The organism is Mucilaginibacter calamicampi (assembly GCF_042676765.1).
Classification (GTDB): domain Bacteria; phylum Bacteroidota; class Bacteroidia; order Sphingobacteriales; family Sphingobacteriaceae; genus Mucilaginibacter; species Mucilaginibacter calamicampi.
Window position 1 is genome coordinate 850,274 of sequence record NZ_JBHTHU010000005.1, and the last position, 24,478, is coordinate 874,751.

The 24,478-nt window shown below is 39.5% G+C and carries 20 protein-coding genes; 10 read left to right on the forward strand and 10 right to left on the reverse strand.

From position 1 onward, the window contains the following. Nucleotides 1–64: 64 nt before the first annotated feature. From ACFQZS_RS09470 to proB, 3 genes are all read right to left on the reverse strand, one after another. Nucleotides 65–1,429, reverse strand: coding sequence for an NAD-dependent succinate-semialdehyde dehydrogenase (locus tag ACFQZS_RS09470; protein ID WP_377099562.1), 1,365 nt, complete (start codon nucleotides 1,427–1,429; stop codon nucleotides 65–67). Between the two features lie 472 nt (nucleotides 1,430–1,901). Further along, nucleotides 1,902–3,146, reverse strand: coding sequence for a glutamate-5-semialdehyde dehydrogenase (locus ACFQZS_RS09475; protein ID WP_377099564.1), 1,245 nt, complete (start codon nucleotides 3,144–3,146; stop codon nucleotides 1,902–1,904). A 5-nt stretch (nucleotides 3,147–3,151) separates the two neighbouring features. Next, entirely contained in the window at nucleotides 3,152–4,231 is a 1,080-nt protein-coding gene (gene proB, locus ACFQZS_RS09480; protein ID WP_377099565.1) for a glutamate 5-kinase, read from the reverse strand. Between the two features lie 337 nt (nucleotides 4,232–4,568). Here proB and ACFQZS_RS09485 point away from each other — a divergent pair, with 337 nt between their 5' ends. Then, the gene (locus tag ACFQZS_RS09485) at nucleotides 4,569–5,519 is read left to right on the forward strand and encodes a CvpA family protein (RefSeq protein ID WP_377099567.1); all 951 of its coding nucleotides are present in this window, start codon (nucleotides 4,569–4,571) and stop codon (nucleotides 5,517–5,519) included. 3 nt (nucleotides 5,520–5,522) lie between these two features. Here the strand turns inward: ACFQZS_RS09485 and cobA are convergent, their stop codons facing one another. Further along, entirely contained in the window at nucleotides 5,523–6,251 is a 729-nt protein-coding gene (cobA, locus tag ACFQZS_RS09490; RefSeq protein ID WP_377099569.1) for a uroporphyrinogen-III C-methyltransferase, read from the reverse strand. Nucleotides 6,252–6,431: 180 nt separating this feature from the next. Here cobA and ACFQZS_RS09495 point away from each other — a divergent pair, with 180 nt between their 5' ends. After that, nucleotides 6,432–7,238, forward strand: a complete 807-nt coding sequence (locus ACFQZS_RS09495) for a glycosyltransferase family 2 protein (protein WP_377099571.1) — start codon at nucleotides 6,432–6,434, stop codon at nucleotides 7,236–7,238. On the opposite strand, the gene ACFQZS_RS09500 is transcribed toward ACFQZS_RS09495, so the two are convergent. Beyond that, on the reverse strand, nucleotides 7,231–9,936 hold the full coding sequence (locus ACFQZS_RS09500) for an ATP-binding protein (RefSeq protein ID WP_377099573.1): 2,706 nt from the start codon (nucleotides 9,934–9,936) through the stop codon (nucleotides 7,231–7,233). The two genes, ACFQZS_RS09495 and ACFQZS_RS09500, sit on opposite strands and share 8 nt — an antisense overlap. 190 nt (nucleotides 9,937–10,126) lie before the next feature. Between ACFQZS_RS09500 and ACFQZS_RS09505 the strand changes: the two genes are divergently transcribed. Beyond that, entirely contained in the window at nucleotides 10,127–10,522 is a 396-nt protein-coding gene (locus ACFQZS_RS09505; protein ID WP_377099574.1) for a response regulator transcription factor, read from the forward strand. A 14-nt stretch (nucleotides 10,523–10,536) separates the two neighbouring features. After that, the gene (locus ACFQZS_RS09510; RefSeq protein ID WP_377099576.1) at nucleotides 10,537–11,742 is read left to right on the forward strand and encodes a sugar transferase; all 1,206 of its coding nucleotides are present in this window, start codon (nucleotides 10,537–10,539) and stop codon (nucleotides 11,740–11,742) included. Between the two features lie 64 nt (nucleotides 11,743–11,806). On the opposite strand, the gene ACFQZS_RS09515 is transcribed toward ACFQZS_RS09510, so the two are convergent. From ACFQZS_RS09515 to ACFQZS_RS09525, 3 genes are all read right to left on the reverse strand, one after another. After that, a complete protein-coding gene (locus ACFQZS_RS09515; protein ID WP_377099578.1) occupies nucleotides 11,807–13,327 on the reverse strand; it encodes a DUF4394 domain-containing protein in 1,521 nt (506 codons plus the stop codon). Between the two features lie 55 nt (nucleotides 13,328–13,382). Then, nucleotides 13,383–13,652: a hypothetical protein gene (locus tag ACFQZS_RS09520; RefSeq protein ID WP_377099579.1), complete on the reverse strand. Its 270-nt coding sequence runs from the start codon at nucleotides 13,650–13,652 to the stop codon at nucleotides 13,383–13,385. Nucleotides 13,653–14,106: 454 nt separating this feature from the next. Beyond that, the gene (locus ACFQZS_RS09525; protein WP_377099581.1) at nucleotides 14,107–15,165 is read right to left on the reverse strand and encodes a nucleoid-associated protein; all 1,059 of its coding nucleotides are present in this window, start codon (nucleotides 15,163–15,165) and stop codon (nucleotides 14,107–14,109) included. Between the two features lie 144 nt (nucleotides 15,166–15,309). Between ACFQZS_RS09525 and mnmE the strand changes: the two genes are divergently transcribed. The 5 genes from mnmE (at nucleotide 15,310) to ACFQZS_RS09550 (ending at nucleotide 22,273) form a co-directional block, all read left to right on the forward strand. Next, nucleotides 15,310–16,674 carry a tRNA uridine-5-carboxymethylaminomethyl(34) synthesis GTPase MnmE gene (mnmE, locus tag ACFQZS_RS09530; protein WP_377099583.1) on the forward strand — a complete coding sequence of 455 codons (1,365 nt, stop codon included), beginning with the start codon at nucleotides 15,310–15,312 and terminating at the stop codon, nucleotides 16,672–16,674. A 232-nt stretch (nucleotides 16,675–16,906) separates the two neighbouring features. Next, nucleotides 16,907–17,755 carry a hypothetical protein gene (locus tag ACFQZS_RS09535; protein ID WP_377099586.1) on the forward strand — a complete coding sequence of 283 codons (849 nt, stop codon included), beginning with the start codon at nucleotides 16,907–16,909 and terminating at the stop codon, nucleotides 17,753–17,755. Then, nucleotides 17,752–18,303, forward strand: coding sequence for a hypothetical protein (locus tag ACFQZS_RS09540; RefSeq protein ID WP_377099588.1), 552 nt, complete (start codon nucleotides 17,752–17,754; stop codon nucleotides 18,301–18,303). The genes ACFQZS_RS09535 and ACFQZS_RS09540 overlap by 4 nt, the downstream gene beginning before the upstream one ends. Further along, nucleotides 18,300–19,706, forward strand: a complete 1,407-nt coding sequence (locus tag ACFQZS_RS09545; protein WP_377099590.1) for a hypothetical protein — start codon at nucleotides 18,300–18,302, stop codon at nucleotides 19,704–19,706. Before ACFQZS_RS09540 ends, ACFQZS_RS09545 begins: the two co-directional genes overlap by 4 nt. Further along, on the forward strand, nucleotides 19,703–22,273 hold the full coding sequence (locus tag ACFQZS_RS09550) for a caspase family protein (RefSeq protein ID WP_377099591.1): 2,571 nt from the start codon (nucleotides 19,703–19,705) through the stop codon (nucleotides 22,271–22,273). Before ACFQZS_RS09545 ends, ACFQZS_RS09550 begins: the two co-directional genes overlap by 4 nt. Before the next feature lie 53 nt (nucleotides 22,274–22,326). Here ACFQZS_RS09550 and ACFQZS_RS09555 read toward each other — a convergent pair whose 3' ends face one another. Together ACFQZS_RS09555 and ACFQZS_RS09560 are read right to left on the reverse strand one after the other, a co-directional pair. Continuing rightward, entirely contained in the window at nucleotides 22,327–23,127 is an 801-nt protein-coding gene (locus ACFQZS_RS09555; RefSeq protein WP_377099592.1) for a hypothetical protein, read from the reverse strand. After that, entirely contained in the window at nucleotides 23,128–23,307 is a 180-nt protein-coding gene (locus ACFQZS_RS09560) for a hypothetical protein (RefSeq protein ID WP_377099594.1), read from the reverse strand. A gap of 444 nt (nucleotides 23,308–23,751) precedes the next feature. Here ACFQZS_RS09560 and ACFQZS_RS09565 point away from each other — a divergent pair, with 444 nt between their 5' ends. Then, a complete protein-coding gene (locus tag ACFQZS_RS09565; protein WP_377099596.1) occupies nucleotides 23,752–24,477 on the forward strand; it encodes a hypothetical protein in 726 nt (241 codons plus the stop codon). Nucleotide 24,478 lies beyond the last annotated feature (1 nt).

Genomic DNA, 24,478 nt, shown 5'->3' on the forward strand with positions numbered 1-24,478 from the left:
AAGTAGGGGTGTCGCAATCTCTTTAATCACTACTCTTTCGTTCAACCTTCAAACACCAATCTTGTTAAGCAATCCACACCGTTTTAATATTAACAAACTCGTGTATGCCAAACATACCTAACTCGCGCCCATAACCCGACTCTTTAATACCACCAAAAGGCAAACGAGGGTCAGATTTAACCAAACCATTAACAAAGCACGAACCTGCCTCCAGTCGTGTAGCGGCTATGCGCTCGCCACGTTTATTATCAGCGGTAAACACAGCACCGCCCAAACCAAAAATGCTATCGTTGGCTATGCGGATAGCATCGGCTTCGTCCTTAGCGCTTATAATGGCGGCCACGGGGCCAAATAGTTCATCATCATAAGCTGGCATTCCTTTTTTTACATGGCTAAGCACGGTAGGCGGATAGAAGGCATTCTTGCCATTGGGTACTTTGCCACCTAACAGGCATTTGGCGCCCCTGGTAACCGATAGCTCCACCTGTTGATGTAGCTCATCGCGCAGATCAACCCGTGCCTGAGGACCGATGTAGGTGGCCTCGTCCAGAGGGTCGCCCATAACTTTGGCTGCCATCTTTTCTACAAACAGCCGGGTAAACTCCTTTTCTACTGATTTAACCACTACAAAGCGCTTGGCAGCTATGCAGCTTTGTCCACCGTTAACCAATCGGCTGTTAACGCAGATCTCCGCCGCTTTTTCAAGATCAGCATCTTCTAATATAATATAGGCATCGCTGCCGCCCAGCTCTAAAACGGTTTTCTTAATTAATGAGCCGGCCTTTTCGGCTACCTTTTTGCCCGCTTTGGTGCTGCCGGTAAGGGTTACCGCTTTTATAAGCGGGTTTTCAATAACGCTTCCTACAGATTTACTATCCAAAATTAAGGTTCTGAATACGTTTGCAGGGAACCCGGCCTGTTTAACAATATCCTCAATAGCCAAAGCGCAACCCATCACGTTTGATGCATGTTTAAGTACACCACAGTTGCCCGCCGCCAGGGCAGGGGCCAAAAACCTGAACACCTGCCAGAACGGGAAGTTCCAGGGCATAACAGCCAGCACAACACCAATGGGATTAAACGTTACATAACTTTTTGAAGCATCAGTATTTATAGGTTGATCTTTTAAAAAGCTGGCTGCATTTTCTGCGTAATATTCACAGCAGGCAGCACACTTTTCTATTTCCGCTACGCCCTGTTTTATGGGTTTACCCATTTCGTTGGCCATCAGCCCGGCTAATTCATTTTTTCGGCTCAACAGCTGTTTTGACATAGCCATTAGCAGCCTGCTTCTTTCGTCAGCAGAACTTGTTTTCCAGGTTAGCCAGGCATTATGTGTTTTTAAAATAATGTTGTTGGCTTGCTTGTTACTATGCTGCTTGTAAGTAGCTATAGTTTTACCATTAACGGGGTTCACAGACAATAACATATGCAGGTGATTTTCTTTTTAAAGGTTTTTGATATTTCTCGAGTACACAGGTGCCCTTTCCTGTTAATTTAAGGGATGTTATTACAATATCCAAAATCACGCCGAAAAAATGAGTTTTGAAGTCTTTTATAGATGTTTTTTGCAGCTTTTAAACAAAAGGAAATTCAGTAAAATAACATTTACGTTACAAATTTTTTAGTTAATGGGTGTTTAAACTACGATTATAAAATAGGTGTAAAATCATTGTTAAAAATTTACTAAAAATGAAGCGAAATATTGCAAAAAGTAACTGAAAATATAAATTTGTTATACCCCTAAAGTATAAGAGATGAAAATGATAAAACAACTGTCAATCGAACAAAAGATGCAGGTGGTTATTTTTACCATCATTTGCTTCGCTGCCCTTATTAATTATATAAGGCTGTAATCAGAGTTAACCATGTACCGGGTGGGCCGGTACATGGTTTTATAATCAGGCTCTTATCTGTCCGTTACCTTTTACCAACCACTTATAGCTTGTTAGTTCCTGTAGCGCCATTGGGCCGCGGGCATGTAGTTTTTGCGTGCTTATTCCAATTTCGGCACCTAAGCCAAATTGAGCGCCGTCTGTAAAAGCTGTAGAGGTATTTACATAAACCGCGGCTGCATCAACACGGTTTAAAAATATCTCCATATTCTTTTCGTCTTCGGTTATTATGGCTTCGCTGTGTTTTGAGCTGTAGGTGGCTATATGGTCAAGCGCCTGTTGTAAATTGTCAACCGTTTTTATTGACATTTTCATGGATAGAAACTCCGTTCCAAAATGCTCTGAGCTTGCCGGATGAAGCAGGTTAGCAGGATAGGTGTCCTTCAAAACTGCAAAAGCCTTATCATCAGCAAAAATGGTCACACCTGCATCGCCAAGTGGTTTGGCTAACTGACCAAGATCATTTAATCGCGAAGTATGAATAATTGCGCAATCCAAAGCATTGCAAACACTAACCCTGCGCGTTTTAGCATTTAATATAATATTGGTTCCCTTTTCCAGGTCAGCCGACTCATCAAAATAGGTGTGCACTATGCCGGCACCCGTTTCAATTACGGGCACTTTGCTGTTTTGCCGTACGCTGTTTATTAATCCCTGGCTTCCGCGTGGTATTATTACGTCAACATAACCAACGGCCTGCATGAGTGCTTCGGCGGCTTCCCTTTCTTTAGGCAGCAATACAGCTACGTTAACATCAATATTATGGGCCGCCAGTACTTTGTGTATTACCTGGATTATAGCCTGGTTAGAATAGGCCGCGTCACTGCCGCCTTTTAATATGCAGATGTTGCCGGTTTTAAAACATAAAGCGAATACATCAAAAGTAACGTTGGGCCGTGCTTCATATATAACACCAACAACTCCAAGTGGTACACTTACTTTTGATACGTTTAAACCGTTAGGCAAAGTTTTATCAGACAGGATATGGCCAAGTGGGTTTTCCAGCTTAGCAACATTAATAATGTCTTTTGCTATATCGCTAATGCGTGCCTGGGTAAGTTTTAGCCTGTCGTAATTTGGATTTGCCGGATCCATACGGTCCAGATCTTTTTTATTCTCTTCCAGTAAACGATCGGTCTGAGCTACAGTTTCGGCGGCCAACGCCTCAAGTACGGTATTAATTTGTGCAGCGGTAACATCAAGATTGCGTGCCGCTGTCTGCGCGTTCTCAAAATATGAAGAATAGCTCATAATATTTATGATTGCAGGTAAAGATAATCATAGTGTACCAATGGCTTTTGGTTTTTACGCCCCATGCTCTCTTTTGCCTTATCGGCACCGTATTCGGCAATGCCTAAACCTATCAGCTCATTGTTATCATCTATCAGTTTAATTATCTCCCCCTTTTTAAAGTCTGATAAAATATCGGTAATACCTACGGGTAATAAACTGGTTGCTTTATTAGATGTAAGTGCATCCCGCGCTCCGGCGTTTACCTGTACTATGCCTGTGGCGGCCTTCTCAGAGTGCGCTATCCACTTCTTCTTTTCAGAAGCGGTTTTGGTAGGCAGAAAATGGGTTTGAATAGCTGTGTTGTTCAATAGATCCAGCAAAATATTATCCTTTGTGCCGTTGGCTATGTGCACGGCTATACCCAAACGCGATGTTTTTTGCGCCATTGTTGATTTGGTGATCATGCCGCCACGCCCAAACTGCGATTTACCGGATGAGATAAAGGATGAAAAATCTATATCGAAATCTTTTACTTCACTAATTACGGATGAGCCTTCTAAACCAGGGTCGCCGTCATAAATACCATCAACATTGGTTAACAGTATCAATGCCTGGGCATTCAGCATTGAAGCGATAAGCCCGGCCAACTCATCATTATCGGTAAACATCAATTCTGTTACAGATACCACATCGTTCTCGTTTACTATCGGCACAACATTATGCTGTAAAAGTATCTCCAGGCAGTTCTTCATATTAAGGTAATGCTGCCTTCCCTTAAAATCATCAGTGGTTACCAACACCTGCGAACACAGCAAGTTGTGCTGCTCAAACAAGTGGGCGTAAATATTGATCAACTTAACCTGGCCAATTGAAGCTAAAAGCTGCCGCACTGCAATAGCATCGTATTTATCTGACACTGATATCAAACTCCTGCCTGCTGCTACCGCGCCTGATGACACTAAAATAACCTCAATTCCCAGCTTTTTTATAGCGGCTATCTGGTCAACCAGCTTACCTATACGCACCTGATCGGGCAGGCCGTTACTTTGTGTAAGCACGTTTGAACCAATTTTTATTACAATTCGGCGATAGCTGAAACTCATATTTTGTGTTAAAAAACTGCTATAAATATCAAAAAAAATACTTGTTTCGACGTATTTTGATTGTAAAATGTTTAAAAATATTACAAATGGTACATTTTTAGGTGTTTGCGATACATAATCGGTTATTTTTTGTCAAAAATGACCTTAAACTGCCTTTTTTTATGTTAAAATTAACTTTTTTGGCTTTTTTTTAACTTTTTTTTAACCTTGGCGAGTCGCTACAAGATAGTATTTACATAGCGTTTTGTATGGTGGTTAGCGCCGCTGCTGGTATTAATTATAATTGAAAACTATCATTTTAAACCGTTATTGCGTTTATTTGCTATAAAGCTGCTAAATGAATTATATAGATATTGTTTTATTGCTGGTGATGGCGCTGAGCGTGTGGTTTGACATAAAACGCGGCTTCATTATATCATCATTATTCCTGGTTTCGTGGGTAAGCAGCCTCACGGCCGGTTTTATTATTTATAAGCCACTTGGTAATATATTATTAAAGGTTTTGCCAATTGTTGAGTTCTGGATATACCCGCTTGCCTTTGTTCTAACCATTATAACAGCACGTTACCTGTTCGATAAGATAACCGTCCGGATTTTAGACAATGTTCCTGAGAGGGTTGATGACCATATTGTTAATAAGCTAGCCGGAGTTATTCCCGGAGTTGTTAATGGATTTGTATGGTCGGCACTTTTGGCTACTTTTCTGTTTTTGACACCGCTTACCAATGTTTCGCGAGATGCCCACGACGCTTACCTTACTAAAGGGCTAACATCAAAAGTAAGCTGGCTCGAGAAAAAGCTGTCGCCCATATTCGGCGAAGCCTTTAATAAAACCATTAAGAAAACCACGGTTGACGGCGAGCACGATATGGTTACGCTGCCCTTTAAGGTTAAAGACGCGGTAGTGCGCCGCGATTTGGAAGCGGAGATGCTGGCCCTGGTAAATAAAGAACGTGCTGCCAAAAGGTTAAAACCGGTAGTAGCCGATGAGGAATTAGCAAAAGTGGCCCGTAAACATGCTATGGATATGTTTGTAAGAGGGTATTTTTCGCACTATACGCCAGAAGGCAAAGATCCGTTTGACAGGATGAGAAAAGATAAGATTGTTTTCTTAACTGCCGGAGAAAACCTCGCGCTGTCTCAAACCCTGGATATGGCGCATGATGGCTTGATGAAATCGCCGGGACACAGGGCTAATATTCTTAACCCCACTTTTGGGCGACTTGGTATTGGTATATTAGATGGAGGTATTTACGGCCTTATGATCACCCAAAATTTCAGAAACTGATGTTTATGGTGCAAGCTGAACTACGGGACCAATAATTATCAGCGCGGGATAGGTAAGCTGTTTACTTTCGGCTAAAGCAGCAAGGTCTTTAACTTTACCTTTTGCAGATTTTTGCTGTGGTAGCGATGCATGTTGTATAATAGCCGCCGGGGTATCGCCTTTACCGGCATCAACATACGCGGCTGATATCACCGGGATCTGTTTCATGCCCATATAAATAACCACGGTAGTATTGCTTTGCATAGCCAGTTTCAGATCAGCAGATAGGGTGCCATCTTTTTTTGTGCCTGTTATTGCCCATATACCCTCGCTTACAGCACGATGAGTTAGCGGGATATCTCCTAATCCTGACGCCTGCATACTGGTTACACCGGGTATATAATGGGTTTTAATACCATGCTCGCGCGCGTAGAGTATCTCTTCAAAACCTCTTCCAAAAATAAATGGATCGCCGCCTTTTAAACGCACCACTCTGCCACGACTAAAAGCGAAATGTTTTATCATAGCATTTATATCTTCCTGAGGTGTATAGGCCCCATAAGGTTGCTTACCCACGTAAACATGATCACAGTTTTCGGGCGTAAGGTCCAGCAATTGTTTATTGGCCAGGTTGTCATATAAAACCGCTCCGGCTGTTTGTAAAATTTTGTAGGCTTTAACCGTAATAAGATCCGGATCGCCGGGGCCGGCGCCAACAACAAACAACTCTGGGATAATTTCTTTTTGTTCCATTTTAAACAGGGGAGGTGCAATAATACAGCAAACAAATATAATCGCTATTTTAATGTTGCCATCAGCAGGAAAAAAAAATAAACAATAAGCTGACGATTATTAATGGCCCCTTACGACACCTTTTTACGTAAATACCGTATAAATGCTATATTTATAAATATTTATACAACGCTCCAGCAAATGAAGCCAGTTTTTATTCCGCAATACATAACAGATTATTTAAAAAATAATAACCAGGCCCCGGCCACACTACAAGCTATAAGCCAGGCTTACAATCGCAATCTTGTAAAAGACGGTGTTATTGATGTCTCTATCGTGATTCCTGCTTATAATGAAGAGGAAAACATAATACCCACATTAACATCGCTTTGCAGTAATGTAACCGGCAAAAATGTTGAGATAGTTGTAGTAAACAATAACTCGAAGGATAAAACTGAAGAGTTGGTTAAAGCCTGCGGAGTTAACTGCGTTTTGCAAACTATACAGGGAATAACGCCCGCGCGTAATTTTGGCCTGCAGCACGCCCGTGGCACGTATATTTTAAATGCTGATGCGGATACGATATATCCGAACAACTGGATAGAGGAAATGACCAAGCCCCTTGAACGGGCTGAAGTGGCTTGTACTTATGGTATATTTTCGTTTATACCGATTGGAAGTACCGGACGAATTACCTATTATTTTTATGAGTGGTTTGCTGAGCTAACGCGTTTGTACAATAAATACAAAAAAACCGAGGCTGTAAACATGTATGGCTTTAACTCCGGCTTTAGGCGCGAACAGGGTTTGGTGGTTGATGGCTTTAACCACCCGCCGGGTACTAATGAAGACGGATACCTGGCACTTAAATTAATGGGGAAGGGTTTCGGAAAAATGTACCGGGTAAATAATGCTGTTGTTTGGACGACTGACCGGCGAATTCAAATAGACGGCGGCTTATGGAAAGCCACTGCCAAACGTTTAAAACGGGTGCTAAATATTAAGTAGTAAACAAGTCGGGATAATCTTGCCTTAACTGCGAAAAAACCTTTTCTAACCCAGCATCAAGCGCTTTTATCAAGGCATTTGGATCGCCTGTTTGCGTTTCAAGATCAAATACAAAGGGAACAAGTGTATTTACGCCCATGTTGCCAAAGGTTGATTTTAGCTTATGCGCAATTTGGCCTACTTCGGCCCAATTGTTTTTGCTCGCCGCATCCTTTAGCTTTTCAAAATCCTTACTTACAAAATCAACAAACATCACTATCATCTTTTCAATAAAAGCAGGATTACTTTTACCTATAGACTCTATCATTGAAATGTTATATAATCTCTCCTCTGGCTCGGCAACGTTTGACGATGCTTCATCAATTGCTCCGGTTTTAACGGGCTCCAAAGGTTGGGCAGCTAAATTTAAAACCTCTTTTATTTTTTCGTGCAGCTTTTCTTCCGCGTATGGCTTGGTTACATAGTCGTTCATACCCGCATCGCGATATAACTTGGCGTCGCCCTGTAAAGTGTTTGCAGTAAAGGCTATTATAGGTATTTGGGCCTTTTCAGTATCGGGAAGTTCTCTGATATGGCGGGTAGCGGTCATGCCGTCCATTTCGGGCATTTGTATATCCATTAATATTAAGTCGTAACTATTTTCTTTAACCTTATCTACAGCTACTTTTCCGTTTACAGCTATATCTACGCTTATTCCCCATGATTCGAGCATGGTTTTAACTAAAAACTGGTTTAATTCTATATCCTCTGCCACCAATATTTTTTTATTGATCTTAGAAAGGTTTAAATTCTGTGTTTTCATTTCGCTCACTTCCTGCAGTTGCCCTCTTTTAAACGGCAAACTAAAAGTAAAAGTACTGCCCGTGCTTACCTTGCTGCTCAACTCCATGCTGCCTCCCTGCATCTCCACAAGGTTTTTGCTGATGGATAAGCCCAACCCGGTGCCGCCAAATTTGGTGATGTTTGATGGACCCACAACAAAGGGATCAAAAATAGTGCTTAAACGGCTTTCGGGGATACCGATACCTGTATCTTCAACAACAAACTCAATAATTACGTCTGTCTCTGTATAATGAAGCAAACTAAGTGTGATCTTGATTTTTCCTTTGTTGGTAAATTTAATGGCGTTGCTTAACAGATTGTTTAGTATCTGCGCCAAACGATGTTGGTCTCCGTTTACTACTAAATTTGCCGGGAGCGTGTTGCTAAGCAACAATTCCAGCTTTTTCTGCTCCGCATTACGTTGAAAAGAATGTACTAACGACTTAACCTTATCAACAACTTTAAATGCGTGGTGCTCAAACTCAATCTTGCCCGAACTGATCTTCTCCATGTCAAGAATATCATTTACAATGGTAAGCAGGTTGTTAACAGAATCTGATATCAGGTGCGCATAATGCGTTTGTTGGTCGTTTAACGTAGTTTTAGTAAGCAGGTTTGTTACGCCAAGTATACCGTTCATGGGTGTGCGCAACTCATGGCTCATGTTAGCCAGGAAGGTATCTTTTACTTTAGCTAATTTTTCTGTATTACGCTTTGCTAATAATAACTCCTTTTCTGCCAGTATCCTTTCGGTAATATCCTGCGCAAAGCCAATAACATAAGGTGCACTGTCTTGCTCCTCAACCTTATAATTTTGATAGAAGAGGTATTTTGTTGTACCGTTTTTATGCCCGGCCCTAAAAATGCCTTTGCTTATACCGGAAGAAATAACTTTTTGAAGATACTCCGTTTGTATTTTATCCTGGTCTGTCGGTGGAAGTAATATTTTGAGATTTTTGTTTACTACTTCATCGTTGCTATAACCCAAAACAGCTGAAATTGCCGGGTTAACTGATAACATGGTTCCGTCCAGATCATGCGTATAGATCAGCGCCGGAGAAAAATCATACAGATCGCGGTATCGCTTTTCGCTTACTTTTACCTGTTCCTCAATTTTTTTCCGGTCGGTTATGTCTAAACCATAACCAATTATAAAATCAATGTTATTTTGCCCATCCAGCACGGGGCACATATTTCTGACAATTGTACGAACAGACCCATCTGGCGTTGTTATAAGCTCCTCCCAGGTTCTTTGCTGTTTGGTGCGCATTACTTCGTTAAAGTTTTGCCGCCTTACAGTTGCCAGGCTTTGCGGCCTGTTTCGGTATGCACAATATTCTTCGTCTGTTTTACCGATAGTCCATTTTCTAAGTTCCGGGTCTTTAATAGCGCCCGGATTGATAAACCGGTAGGTGTGGTTAGTATCTAAAACAACCACATCTGAGGGAAGCTCGTTTAAAACACGCTCAAAAAAATGCTCGTCAAAAGGTCTGTCGCCGCTTGTTTTGTTAGCGTTAACAATAGTATCATCAGCGTTTAAACCGGGGTTGCCGGCTACTGTATTGCCGGTAAACAGATATTTTCCGCTGTGTTTAATATATTCAAGATTGCCTTGTAAAATAGTGTCGGGAGCGGTAATTACACTTATCTTCATGTTAAAGCCGCCAAGTTCTGTAAGGCTGCTTTGCAGCGCGTTTGCGCTGCCATGATCTACTATCTTAAAAACATTGTAAAAGTATAGCCCGGGCTCACTACCGATAATTTTAACCAAAGCTTTGCCTAATCCCTCTATACTAAAATCCTTATTGATAAGAATATAGTATGGGAACAGTCTGTTAAGTTGTTCATTATCAAAAGTATATTCAACTAGGCCCATTCAGTAATACCGTATTACGTAAAAAACGGAAGGAATGTTTAAAACAGGTTTAAAAAAGTGTTTATAAAAAATTAATTTATTAGCTAACTTAACAAAATTAATTGCGTTAAAAGGTAACAAAATAAATATTGAAAAATATTGAATAAAAATATTCGCATCCTATTACAATTTCCCGCAGATTTGCTCAACTATGAATTTTACGAACAGCAGCCAAACAAAAATACTAATTGTAGAAGATGACCTGTACATGCAGGCCATACTTAAAGAGTTTTTAAGTGCTACATACGAGATAGTAATTTCGCAAGATGGAATGGAGGCGCTGGCCTTTATGCAAAGTGGAAATGTACCCGATCTGATAATTTCTGACCTTAATACGCCAAAACTTAATGGGTTAGAATTGATAACTCAGGTAAAAGTGAGTGACTTTTTCAAGTCGATACCTATTATAATATTATCAGGCGAAGACAGCTCAGAAAAACGCATTAAATGTTTAGACAGCGGCGCTGATGATTTTATAGTAAAACCATTTAACCCCGCCGAACTGGAGGCACGTATAAGAGTGGTTTTAAGACGTATTGTGAACTAAAGCGCAGCCTGGTTATGAGTGAAGAAAACACCGAAATAAACAATACAAAGTTAATTGCGCTGGTTGGCTTAGATGATACCGCTACTGCGATATTCAATACCCTTAATTTTGGCGAGTGCGAACTTGTGCACTACAAAACCGGTATGGAAATGGCCGCTGCATGGCAAAACGGGCAATTGCCTATAGCTGCCGTTGTTTGCAACAGCGAGATAATGGCGCCATCCGGCCTGGCTTTAGTTGAGGCGCTTAAGAACAAAGGGTTACCTTCGGTGCCGTTTTTTCTGATCGTTAACCACCTAAATAAAAACCTGGTTAAGCTGGCTTTATCAACAGGAATTGCCGACGTATTTAAACTACCGCTTAAACCTGAAAACATACAAGAGAAGATAATTTTTTTAATTAATAACTGGGCTACACTTAAGACTAACCTGCAAAATACCACACCCAAGGTTAAAAAAATTGAGCTTAGCAAAAGGATATTCGACCTTGTTTTTGCTGGTGGGGCTTTACTGTTTTTGTCGCCTTTGTTTTTGATAATATATATACTTGTTAAATTAGAGTCAAAAGGGCCTGCATTTTATTATTCGTTGCGGGTAGGAACCGGCTATAAGGTATTTAAGTTCTATAAATTCAGATCGATGTATGTAAATGCCGATCAGCGTATAAAAGACCTTAAGCACCTTAACCAATATAATATTGATGCGGGTAATGAACCAAAGCAAACGGAGACAGCATCGCATCAGTTTTTATGCGATACCTGCCAGAGTTATGGTAAATGCCAGTATCCGCTCTACTCAGATAATGTAAACTGGTGCGAAAAAGACTTCAGATTTAATAAGCAAACTAACGCGGGGTCTGCATTCTTTAAAATTAAGAATGATCCGCGCATAACCAAAGTAGGTAACTTTATACGTAATACCAGTATTGACGAGCTACCGCAGCTTTGGAACGTTATCATCGGTAATATGAGCATTGTGGGTAACCGCCCTTTACCGCTTTACGAAGCGGAGAAACTAACCACGGATAAGTACGTTTTACGCTTCTCGGCCCCTGCAGGTATTACCGGTTTGTGGCAGGTTGAAAAACGCGGTAAAGGCGAAATGAGCGAAGATGAAAGGCTAATGCTTGATAATACCTATGCCCAAAACCATAGCTTTAAAAACGATATAAAGCTGATATTGAAAACTATACCGGCGTTATTTCAGAAAGAAAACGTTTAGTTAAACACAATAACAAAAAGCCATGCATTAAATAGTGCATGGCTTTTTGTTGCTTTAAATAATATTAGAAACCTAAACCAAGGGTAAAAGCCTTATAAGTACCGGTTATGGTAGCGCCGGCTGTTGCGGCACCGCTAGTAAGATTGATAGTGTATACCTTGGTGGTTCCACCAACATTTAATAAAGCGTAAGCAATGCCGCTTTTGCTACCAATATCAAATCCGTTAGCAGCTGTTGCTGTAACACCCAATGGGCCTACATCTGTTAAAGTGCCTGAGTTAGGTGGATCTTGTTTAACCAATTTATTGGCTTGTGTATCTATATCATACAAAACAGTTGTAGTTGCACCTGCAAAGTTGTTTGTGTAGGCAGCAGCTGTAATAAATGGTGTAGTGCCTGATAGATTACCGTCTACGGTAAGTGTCCCGTCAATAGGATTTACGCGCAGATTTTGCCCTGTGTTACTTACAATCCTTACCCTGTCGGCAACGGGGTTAAAATCAAAACCAAAATCAGTGCCTGATAAAAGGGTAGCGAAAGGAGCTGCACCAACTGCCGCAGCCGCACCCGATGATGTGTTAAGTACATATAATCTGCTTGTGCTACCTAATGCAAAAAGCTGACCAGTGGCCGGGCGAAAATCAATACCTAACACGGTTTCACCGGCTGCCATACCGGTAATAGCTTTGCTAACCGGAGATGGAGATAAGGGGTTGAAAATAACCAATTCATTAGCGGCGTTTATAGCATAAGCTACCGGATCGGTAGGTATAGCCAAACCAATAATATCGCCGGGGAAATCGTTCCGTAACCTGGCAGCCTTACCGGTAGCCAGATCAATAGCATACAGACTGGTTTTGCCTGATACCTTAATAGTGGCCAGCGTAAGACCATTTGGGCCTATATCAAAACCACCTATTTGCTCCGCATCAACACCAATTCCGCTCCCAACGGCAACCAGGGTTCCGTTATTCGGAGGATCTTGTTTATATAATTTATCAGTGGCAGCGTCTAACACAAATAACTCCGTTGTGGCGGCGCCAGATCTGTTGTTGGTGTATGCTGCAGCCGTTACGCCGGTACTTATTGGGCCGTTGGTTACACCATCTGTAAAGGCAACCGCACCTGTTTCGGGGTGAAGACGAAGATTTTGCCCTGTTGTTGTAACCAGCCTTATCCTGTCAACGGTTGGGTTAAAATCAAAACCCAATGTTGCACCGCTTATTGCCGGTGTAAATGCTGTAGTGCCCACTTGCATTGCTAATGCCGTTTGCGTGTTTAAAACATAAATTCGGCTACCACTGCTAACACCGTATAACTGGCCCGTAGCAGGTCTGAAGTCAATTCCTACAATGGTTTCGCCGGTTTGAAGGCCTGTTATTGTTAGGCTGCTTGCTGCCGAGGGATTATCAGCAGTAAAAGTAAGCAGCTTATTATCTGAGCTTAAAGCGTATACGGTGCTATTAGGTCCGGTGCCTAAACCATCAAGAAGATCATCATTGGTTTTCTTACAGGATGCAAAAGTAAGGGTGAGGGCAATGCATAGCAAAGCCAATTTGTTAAAATTAATTCGAACTGTTTTCATAAGATGTTGTTTGTTTAAAAGTAAAAATGTGCCGACTGAAAGCGGCTAGATTAAGCTAAGCGCGGTGGGCAAAAGTATCTGGAGGCGGAATACTTATATTAGCAAAGTGTGCTGACTGATATCGATTTGAGTAAATTGTTTTATGTACAATATCTATAGTTATATCACTGATATACAAATTATGCTCATTAAAAAGGGCAAACTCTTTTTCTTTTTCGGTATCTGTTTTTTCAGTTTTCTTTTCCGTATCGGTGTCGTTTTCAGCGGCTAAAACTTCTTTTTTTACCGATGAAGAAACACTTGTAATAACACTAAAGGTTTTCAATCCAATTAAAACAGTTACACCTACCAGTAATAAAAACCGGATATAATAAATGTATTTGTTTGAAAGTGACGACACTAAATTTAACAATAAGTAGATGTATTGTTAAATACGCATATGCCCCACCCATAGTTTGTAAAAAAATGGTGGTACTTCTGAAAGAAGTAAGAAAACTCAAATTAGTGTTGAAAGTGATTGTCTACGCCTATTCTACTTTCGTGAAAGCCATTGCTGGATGAGTCATTTTTTATTGGAACCTGGTAAGAGCCAAGCTGTTTTTTTAATAAGTAATGAATAACAATCGGCCAAAAGAAGGGGAGTATTAGCACCAAGACTATATTTATCGCTTTCTGTTTACTACTCAGAATCTTTGTCTTGCGTATTTTATTTATAAAAGATAGGGTCAGCGCTAGATATATCGCAAACAAAAAAATATATATTATGCTGTCGGTTCTCACTACTGTTCCTCTTTAAAATAGACTTTATAATAATTCATGGCTTTTCCATCATCAAAGCCTTTCTCTATCAGGTCCTTGTCGCCATGTATATAAATATGAAAGTTTTTATCCAGTTTTAAAACGCTTTTATAAACCCGAGCCTGTTTTTTTACCGCGTTAGCTGCAATTTCAAAAGTATTGGCAATAGGTGTGTCAAACTCCTGTTCGTACTGGCTTTTAAAGGTTTTGAAAGACTCAATTGCTTTTTCGTTCCCTATTACCTCGCCGGCAAACTCATCCATGTCAAAAGTTTCTTTTTCCTTAAAATACTTCATTGAGCGGTTAAGCAGGTCTATCTTATCGGCTTTGGTCATCTCAAAATCCTCATCAATTTTATTGGTGACAAAGTTTTTATAAACCCCTAATGTGTTATTGGTTTGATTGTAACTGTCGTTGCGAATCTTTAATTGCAGAAAGCCATCTTTCCAGTAAACAGCTGCTTCCGTTCCGCGGGTATTGTTATCTATTACCACAACCTTGTAGCCTATTTCTTTCGCGGTATTAAATATCAAACAGCCTTTATCCAGTTTATTTATGTTGATCGCGTTATCCTCGTAATCCAGGTTAAAGCCACCTTTATCCGGATAAACTTTCAGGTAGGTTTCTTTATTTTCTGATTTGAAAATACCCAGGGCGTCTAAAACTTCACCTTCAATTTGCAGGTTTTTAAAGTGCGCAACATACAATTCTCCGGATTTAATTTTAGGATGATCAGCAACCTCATAAAGGTATTTGGCTATCTGTTCTGAAGTTTGATGAAATTGATCTTCATACTCAAAAATCTGCGTAGCAAAATGATGTATCTCATTAAGTGCCAGATCGCCGCTGCTGTGCATCAGGTGATAAACCTCGTTTGTTTTCTCAAACGGAGTTAAAAAATATTGCTTCAATAAGTTGGAGATCAAATCATCCTTTAGCGCAACAGGATGCTCAGATAATGCATACATCTCGTTCTGCGACTTGTTCCCTACGTGGTGCACAGAAATTTTATTAAGCGCGGCTTCAAAAAAAGTTACCATAATTGGCTGCCAAGTTATAATTTTTAGTTGATGGTTAATGGTTGATAGTTGATAGGAATTTTTGCGACCTTTGATGGCAGATTTGGCGGATTGTTTTGAGTAAAATGATTCATAACAATAGTCAATGACTAATGACAAAGACTAATGACTAACCACGAAGAAACCATTGTTGCCCTTGCTACTCCGGCCGGTATAGGTGCCATCGGTGTTATACGCCTTTCAGGACCTGATGCCATCGCCATCGCCAATAAAGTGTTTAAGGGAAAAGACCTTACTGAGCAAACATCGCACACCATACATTTTGGCAGCATTGTGGATGGTGATATGTTATTGGATGAGGTATTGGTATCGCTGTTTGTAGAGCCGCGCTCTTACACACGCGAGAACGTGGTGGAAATATCCTGCCATGGGTCTAACTATATCATCGAATCTATTATTAAACTGCTAATAAAAAACGGCGCTCGCTCTGCTAAAGCGGGCGAGTTTACCTTACGCGCTTTTTTGAACGGGCAACTTGATTTGTCACAGGCCGAGGCCGTGGCTGATCTTATCGCTTCTAACTCAAAGGCCTCGCAGCAAGTGGCGCTGCAACAGCTTCGGGGTGGTTTTAGTAATCAGTTGCAAACCCTGCGCGAGCAGCTGGTGCAATTCGCGTCGTTAATTGAATTGGAGCTGGATTTTGCCGAAGAGGATGTGGAATTTGCTAATCGCGATCAACTAAAGAAGCTTATTAATGATATACTGCGGGTTATTACTGCGTTGATACAGTCATTTGAATTGGGTAACGCTATTAAAAATGGCATTAATACGGTAATAGCGGGTAGACCGAATGCAGGCAAATCCACCCTGTTAAACGCCCTGCTGAATGAGGAGCGCGCTATAGTTAGCCACATCCCTGGTACCACCCGCGACACAATTGAAGAGGTGCTGAATATTAACGGTATTAACTTCCGCCTGATAGATACGGCAGGTATACGCGAAGCTACAGATGCTATTGAGAAGATAGGAGTGGAGCGCACTATGGAAAAGATCAGCACATCATCGCTACTGGTTTACGTGTACGATGCTGAACGAATAACACTTGCAGAACTTAACGCTGATTTAGAAAACCTTCAAAAACCAGGGGTTACCATGCTGATAGTGGCCAACAAGTCCGACTTGCTTACCGAAGAACAAATTCTTGCCTTACCACATACCGAAAGTGCCATCATTATCTCGGCTAAAGAGAAGCAGCATATTGATGAATTGAAGAATAAAATTTACCACGCAGCTATAAAAAACGAGTTAGAAGGCAATGATATTTTAGTAACAAACATCCGCCACCTGGAAGCGCTACAAAAAACTGAAGAATCACTTATCAGGGTGCTGGATGGTATGGAAACTGTTACGTCTGATTTCCTCTCAATGGACATAAAACAGGCCCTGCACTATCTGGGCGAAATTACCGGCGCGGTAACGACAGATGATTTGCTGGATAATATATTTAGTAAGTTCTGTATCGGAAAGTAACTAAGTAATTGATTATAAGTTATTTAATATGATTTTATCCTTTTGTAGGGAGCATTTATTTTTAGCATTTTCTATTCTCCATTCTTAGTAAGCTTGCTATTTAACGGATATGTTGTAGCTTTTACCTAGTGCAACAAATTGTTATATTTATTCATAAATTTGTTTTATGCTTCTTCTTGTTTTAAACTTTTTTCTCTCGCTATTTTCACCCGCTGATGATGTAAGGTATAGCATGATCAACCAATCAACTCAACAGTTAGTTGCTTTGGAAGAGGGTGAACTTGTTCTTGATTACGGGTCCGACAGTATCAAATGTCAATCATTCGAGATATGGGCCAACAACTGTCCATTTTTGTTAAACAGTGATTTAAAAACTTTTCTGCTTGAATCTAATCCAACTTTTATTTCTAACGCCAAGGATGGGAGTTGTTTCGTAAAGGTGCCGGTAGTAAAGAAAAAAAACAAGCGGATTGATTCGCTGCTTAACAGAGGCTACAAAATTTCTATCACATTTAACTTCAATAACAGAGCGGTTCTTTTAAAGGAAATTAAGGAATTATCTGACACAACTTTTCAAACCGGGGTGATGCAGAACGCTCAAAAAGATGTGCTTGTGTTAGCTAATGTGATTTCGAAGAAGACGGACCCTATCTCCCCTGATCGTCTGAATACTTACAAAGAATTGATCAGTATTTTAAAAGCAGGGATCGACGCCAATAACCTGCAAAAAGTCGAGTTTGTGCACAATGAGATGCAAACCATGTCAAAGGCATTTGAGCAATATATGGGACCAAACAAGATGGTGGTAGAAAATAAGGTTAAAATAAAAGTAAATATACTGGGAAACACTCCAGTACGGCCCAGACGTGTAATCTACTGCACCAATGCGGACTTTTTTCTAAAAAACGCCAACAATTACAAGAGTTTTCCAACCTTGCAAGGGCCCTTTGAAGCTTATCTTGAAAAACATTCCAACTACCAGGTTTGGGTTAGCGATCCGGGAAGCTTTGAACCTATTTCCGACGTTAAGAAAATAGAGATAACGGATGATTACTCTCCTTTTGATTTGTTAATTAAATGAATAATTCTTCCATACTGAGTAGATGCATACAAGGCGTCACTATTTTGCTTGCTGCCTTCAATGGATTTTTAACAAACTGGGCGCCGCCCACGCAGCAGTTTTCAAAGCTCAGTTTTGAGGTGGGTTTAATTTCAGTTGGTAGCTTAGTAATTCTACTACTGGTAATATCATTCCGGAAAAAATTAAAAGCAAGCACTAACAAATGGTATTTGATCTCCATCCCCCTAATTTTGGGAGGTTTGATCGTGGGGATGCTTTATAAATCCACGTTAAATGAGTATGTGATTGAGCCCCCTGGTGAATCAAACCCTATTATCATAGGTAACACCTATACCCAGGGCGCTGCGTCTTATATAAAATTGTTTCCCGACAAGCCGGTGAATGAACTAATCGCTGATCATGGAGGAGTCATGAACATAGAAAAAATATGGACCAGGGCTTCTATCAATGCGGTTCAGTCACGGCTCGCCGTTTTATATATTATTTTTGTCCTCCTCACAGTAAGCAGTATTTTTATACTGGCAGAAGGTAAAGTACATGAGTTATGATAAGACATACACTATTAATTGTTCTTGTTTTATTTAGCATCCCGGCTTTTTGCCAGAATGTAAATTTTGCATCGCTAAGTGATGACTTAAAACATTCTGTTGTTCTTCAGGATAAAACCTTGTCTGTTTACGATAACAGTACGGGCACACGGCTAAAACGATTCGATCTATCGCAAAGCCAAGGCACTTTTTCAAAAGACGTTTCGGCTTACATTACAAACGATAAAAATAAAATAGTTGTTTCCGACCGTTTGTATGCAGAAATATTCGACCTTAAAGCCAAGACCAATGTTCTTTTAAAAGTGGGTATGGGAGAGGAGGAAAATTTCATCTGCTTTCGAAAGTTCGAAAAGCTTCAGGTTTCCAATCTGTATAATGGCAACCTGGAGTTAACTGTCACCAACGTAGGAGAGGACTATCCTGCTGAGAAATTCAGGATTAATGTGAATAACAACCCCACCGGATCATATTTCGCCATGGGTGAAGTTTTCGGGGCACTTTCAACAAAGTATATTGCTTTATATCTATATGGACCGGTAAAGAACAGGCTCGTCATAATTAGCCGCGCCGAAAAAAAAACAATTGCGGAAACAGCAGTTATGGCAGGGATCGCTCTTCGTCGCGACTGGCAATTGTTGTTCTCTCCGAAACAGGATTTTTTAGTTATGACGAACTCCTCTGGGATATTCTACTATAATTGGGAATCTAAAGAGACCAGGCACATAAAAGCAGAATTGGTAACTGCCGATATAGTTTCGGTTACCCCTGATGGCTATGTTCTTGTAAAAGAGCACATGGGAAAGAGATCTTATAAATATATTGCCTTGCATGATTCAAGTGATTTGAGAACCGAATGGCTGAAGCAATCGGCTTTCGTTAAACTCTCTGATGATTTTAATAAAATTGTTTACAAGCTAACCGACTGGAATCCGAGATATTGCTACATTGATTTTAAGATAGGTGATGACACCATGACCATAGTTGTCGACACTTCAACAGGGCTTTTATATACCGTTAATAAGGATGGAACGCAGGAAATCATTAAAGGAACCGACAACAAGCCTTTTAAATCTGACAACACATCGGCCAATATGCAAGCTGATGTTCTGCTGAGATACGGCAAGAAAACACACCGGATCAAATTTTCAGATATATCAGATAAAATTGTTTCTCAATACCTGTATACAAAGGGTTATGCAACCTACGAATACAAAACAGGTTCCACGTTTTATAATACAAAAAATAGATCATTCAAAGAAGGCGAATATGACTCGGTAGTTAATATAGTTTTTGTAAAAGATAAGATATATAGCATTGTTGTCCGCGACGAGATTGATGGGAAAGTATACAGTATTTTTGATATTGGGACGAATTCTAACCTATATCAATTCGCCTTGTTATGAAACTGTCCGCTATCTTTTTATTTGTCATTTCATGTTTAGTTCCCCTCTTCGTCTTTTCACAGGCAAGTACTGATAAGCAACTCCCTGAACTTGTTTATCAGCCAAGCCCGAACAGCTTTATACTGAATTTTAGTATCAATAAAGATGCATCCCAGATCTTAATTAATTCAAACACTGATGTCGTGTTATTTGATATCATCAAGAGCCGGATAATTAACACGTTCAAGATGCCGATGTCGAGCATCCGAAAATGCCAGTTTTCGGAATCCGGCGACTCAGTTTTAATTACCTCCCTTGAGTATGCGGATTTCAAAGTGGGGCAGTCTCTAACGCACGCTAATCAACTAACTATACTGAGTGCAAAAACATTTGCCCCTGTTGATATTTTTAAAACAGAATTTATAGAACTGTCAGACGACAGCAGGTATGTATTACACTATTCCTTATCAGCCGATGGCCCTATAGTTAAATTGGTGAAAACTAGCGACAAAAGTGAAGTATTACGTTTTACAGAAACAGATAAACAGATCAATAGCCTAGAAGTCGTTAATCATGAGATACGCGGAGTTTATGCAGCATTGGATAGCGATAGACTAGCGAAGGAAGGGTTTAAACAAGGGTCGTTTAGCGGCCTCCAGGTACAAGGACGAAATGCACTTATTACTATAATGGACATTAAAAAGCTTTGGGACCTAAATACCAAAAATGTCTTGTCGCGCTTTGATAATATTGCCTTTAAAAAGCCTATTCCGCTGGATTCTGATCCAATTGGTGCAGAATTGCAGGTTAGCATGCTAAAGTGGAAGCTGCCTTCGTCGGGTCTTAATATCGAAAAATACCTCTTACTCAAAAACGGTAAGGTCGCAGAAATATCTGGACCTGTTATCAACTATTATGATACCCAGGCTAATTTGTTAAGTATAGATTCGTTAGGGATTCATTACGTGGATAACTTGTTTGATTTCGGGGAGACCAAGATTAGGACGGTTGATGGCACACTTGTGGACTTTGTTAAACCGATAAGTGACGGGCAAACTATTCAAAGTGTGAAAAAAATCGTCACAATTGGAGAACCTGGTTCAACTCAGCGGATCGTATTAGACGATAAAAAAGGCGATCTTGAGAATTCCAATGTAAGGCTTTTTAAAGATTTTTTAATATCCGCTGATAAAAGCACAATTAAAATTTGGGACCTTAGATCCGGTGAAATTGCAGCCGACCTGTACTTTACGTTTAAAGATAACTTTCAGAACCAGGTGATTACCAACTGGCTAACCGTTAGCAGGCAGTCGGGGTTCTTTGATACCGAAAATCTTGAGAACGCTGAAAGTGCAAAATGGGATTTTAACGAGCAGCTCACCGTTTATCCCCTTGAGATCTTCATGAAAGATTTCTATCAGCCACAATTGTTCTACAAAACATTATTAAGGAGCACGTTTCAAAAGCCCATAAAAAAATTCAGTTCGGTAAACCGTAAACAGCCCGAACTAAGAATGACTAATTTTAAACAAGTTAATGACAGGCAATGTACTGTTGATATTGAATTAGCAGGAGAAACAGATGCCTATGCTGTTCATATTTTCAGGGATAAAAAGCTGATAAAGGTAATACCTGAGACAGGTGATGCCGGTAGTTTTTTAAGTACAGCCCGCGTTGCTAAAGACGACCCGCGGCTTAAAAATATACTTATTTCTTTACCGGAAGAAAGTTTGTCTCAAGTTCGCCTTTCTTGTTATGCATTTAATAACGACAGAGTAAAGTCAATCACCAGAGAAAATAGATTTCCGGTTAAACAAAGTGGCGTTAAAAAAGGTGATCTGGTGGTTTTAACAATTGCTGTAGCCAGTAATGAAAACTCTTCGATGCAGTTAACCCATCCCGTTGTCGAGACAAAAGAATTTTACGACAATATTAATAACCTGGTAGATAAATCTGAATTTAATAAAATACGGAGACTAAATCTTTTTTCGGAAGCAGTAACAGAGTATAATCCTAAAGCTACTTTGTTAACAACCAAAAAGGCAATAAAGCAAAGTTTGCATGCTCTTTCTTCAGATTCTCCTGATCGCATTAACCCTGAAGATATTCTAATCATTTATTACAGCGGGCATGGGCAGTTAGATTCAACAGGGAAATTTTATATGGTTCCGTATGACTACAAGGTTGAACAACCTTATGAAAGTGCCATTTCAAGTTATGAATTTTCGTCATGGATTGAAAATATTGACGCAAAGTCTGTCTTTGTTTTTATTGATGCATGTTATTCTGGCGGAGTTGAGAACACAGAATACATTTCCGGGCCATTCGGCGATCCCGGCTTCGGCCAATTATCTTACAATAAGCTGATCCCAATTTTAACTTCTGCCAGAGCCGATCAGCTTGCATCGAGTTCGGGCTCAGGGCTGATAAATTTAGGATTTAAGAGTAGTTCGGTTAAAGGCGGTGCAAAAAATCTATTTGACTTGATGACTAATATTAGTGCAAACCTCTCGTCGCGGCAGGGTAAACAAAGACCTCAATTTCTATTTTGGGGAAAGGATAGCCCGTCAGGTGTTAGATTAAAATAACTTACAATTGGTTTTTGGGATTGTATCTCAATCTTGATAGTATGCAGGTTTTATTAACTTAGGAAAGTATTCAAAAATTTTTCCCGTTCTGAATCAGATTTTAGTTCACTCATTTTTGAGCGAAGAGATCTTAATACGTTCAATTCGTCATTATTCAATTTATAGGATAGTTCTGATATTGCAGACCAAGCCACTTGTTCGGTATGATCAGACCCATCTGATGATAGAATAAAATCAGCATATTTTTGTATAAATGCAAATCCGTCCAAATCTTCATTTTCTAAAGGAATCTCAACGGTAGGAATACTTTCTTCAAACAAGGTTTTTTTATAGCGAAAATCAATATTAATACCTAACGGCCATTTATTGCATGCTACTTCTTGGTGCAATTCTATAAGAAATGCGTAAATCAAACTAAATTCTTCTTCATTTATGTTAGTATTATATTCAAGCCATTCGTAGGGCAAAACCTCTTGTTCTGAAAAAACAAAGGAAGCAGGAAAATATGTTTTGTTAACATCTGGTTCATGATGGCCGATTACGTATCTATTAAACTCTTCCTGAAATTTGTAAATTACAGGATTCTGTCCTTCCCAATGAGTATGAGGTACGGCAATATTTAAAGAATTTATTATACTGCTTCCTTTAGATATGACAAATATGGCATCTCTTATTTTTTTAAATGCGTCTATATTGGACCCATATACGTTTGGTTTAGTACCAAAAAAAACCTCTACTTTTTTTAACCCGGCATCAACGGATTCCGATACAAAATTCGGATAAATGAGATCAAAATATCCGGATCGAATTAAATCAAGTAGAGATCTTCCTGTAATTTTGTTTACTAACATCATTTAGCAGGAAACTATCCCGTGTATCTTTATACTACATTTCCACGTGCCTCCACAACTAGCTAAGGCTGAACCTTCATTTTCCAGATATGTTTTAATTTTCAATTTTGTTTCATTGTCTAAATTCTCAATGTCTACAAATTCTTCAGTCGTTTCTTCAGGAAGAGATAGCTTTACTTTCATGATTTTTTAAATTTTTAAATTGTGACTTAATGATATAAATATATGGATTTTTTGAACTCGGCGAAACTTATATATGTTTATAACAAAGTCATAATATAGCAACCTAAACTTGAGTGATATTTTCACAACTTTTTGATGAGTAAATAGCGGGCCTAATTAATTTATAATCCGATAGTCTTTTTAAAACCCAACTGGTTTCCAGGTATTTTGTTAACTCATTGATTTTCAATCCAGATCAATGCCCCTTTGAATTGTTGTTTATTTAACAATACTTGCGCTATTTGCATAATTATCAACTAATTATATAGAAGAAAAACAGCATAGTTATTTGAAAATAATTTATAAACATTATATTGCCTTATATATTAATTGTACTTACGACGATTATTACAAATAATATATTTATAACCGGACTGTCCGCCCGATTATAGCCTAAATCATAATATGAAGAAATTTCTTTTGCCATGTTTAATGGTATTTTACTGTATGATTTTTGGTAATAAGGCAATTGCTCAAATTGTTGAAAATAACGAGCAATTAAATAGTGTAGCCGAAAACATAGTTACTACTTACCAAAAAAATATCGGCCCTCAATCAAGATTGTATCGTGGCCCGGCATATGAGTTTTATGATCAATTTGCCGCGGGTACTCCGTATTATAGCGACTCGCAGAATTTTACCAATGGCACGGTAAAATATGACGGTATAGTTTATAAAAATATCCCTTTATTGTATGACGAATATCGCCAGGTATTGGTTACTTTTTTATATGATAAAACTAGTAATGTAGCATTGCTGAGTGATTTTGTAAACGAATTTGATTTGCGCGGACATCACTTTATAAGAGTTGTGCCTGATGAAAATAACAAAAAAATGGACATTTTCTTTTATGACGAGCTGTATAATAATAAGCTGCAGCTTTTGGTAAAAAGGGAAAAATCGAGGGAGGCGGAGAGCTTGTCGTTAAAAACAATATTCGTCAATAAGAACACCTATTATTTAAAAAAAGGACAGCATTACTACACCGTAAATAGTAAGGGGCAGTTGTTAAACGTGCTTAATGATAAAAAGAAAGAGCTAAAACTGTACATAAAGAAGAACATTGATTTTTCTGATCTGGAGATGGCTTTAACATCGGTTATTAGTTATTACGACAAGATCAGCAATTAGC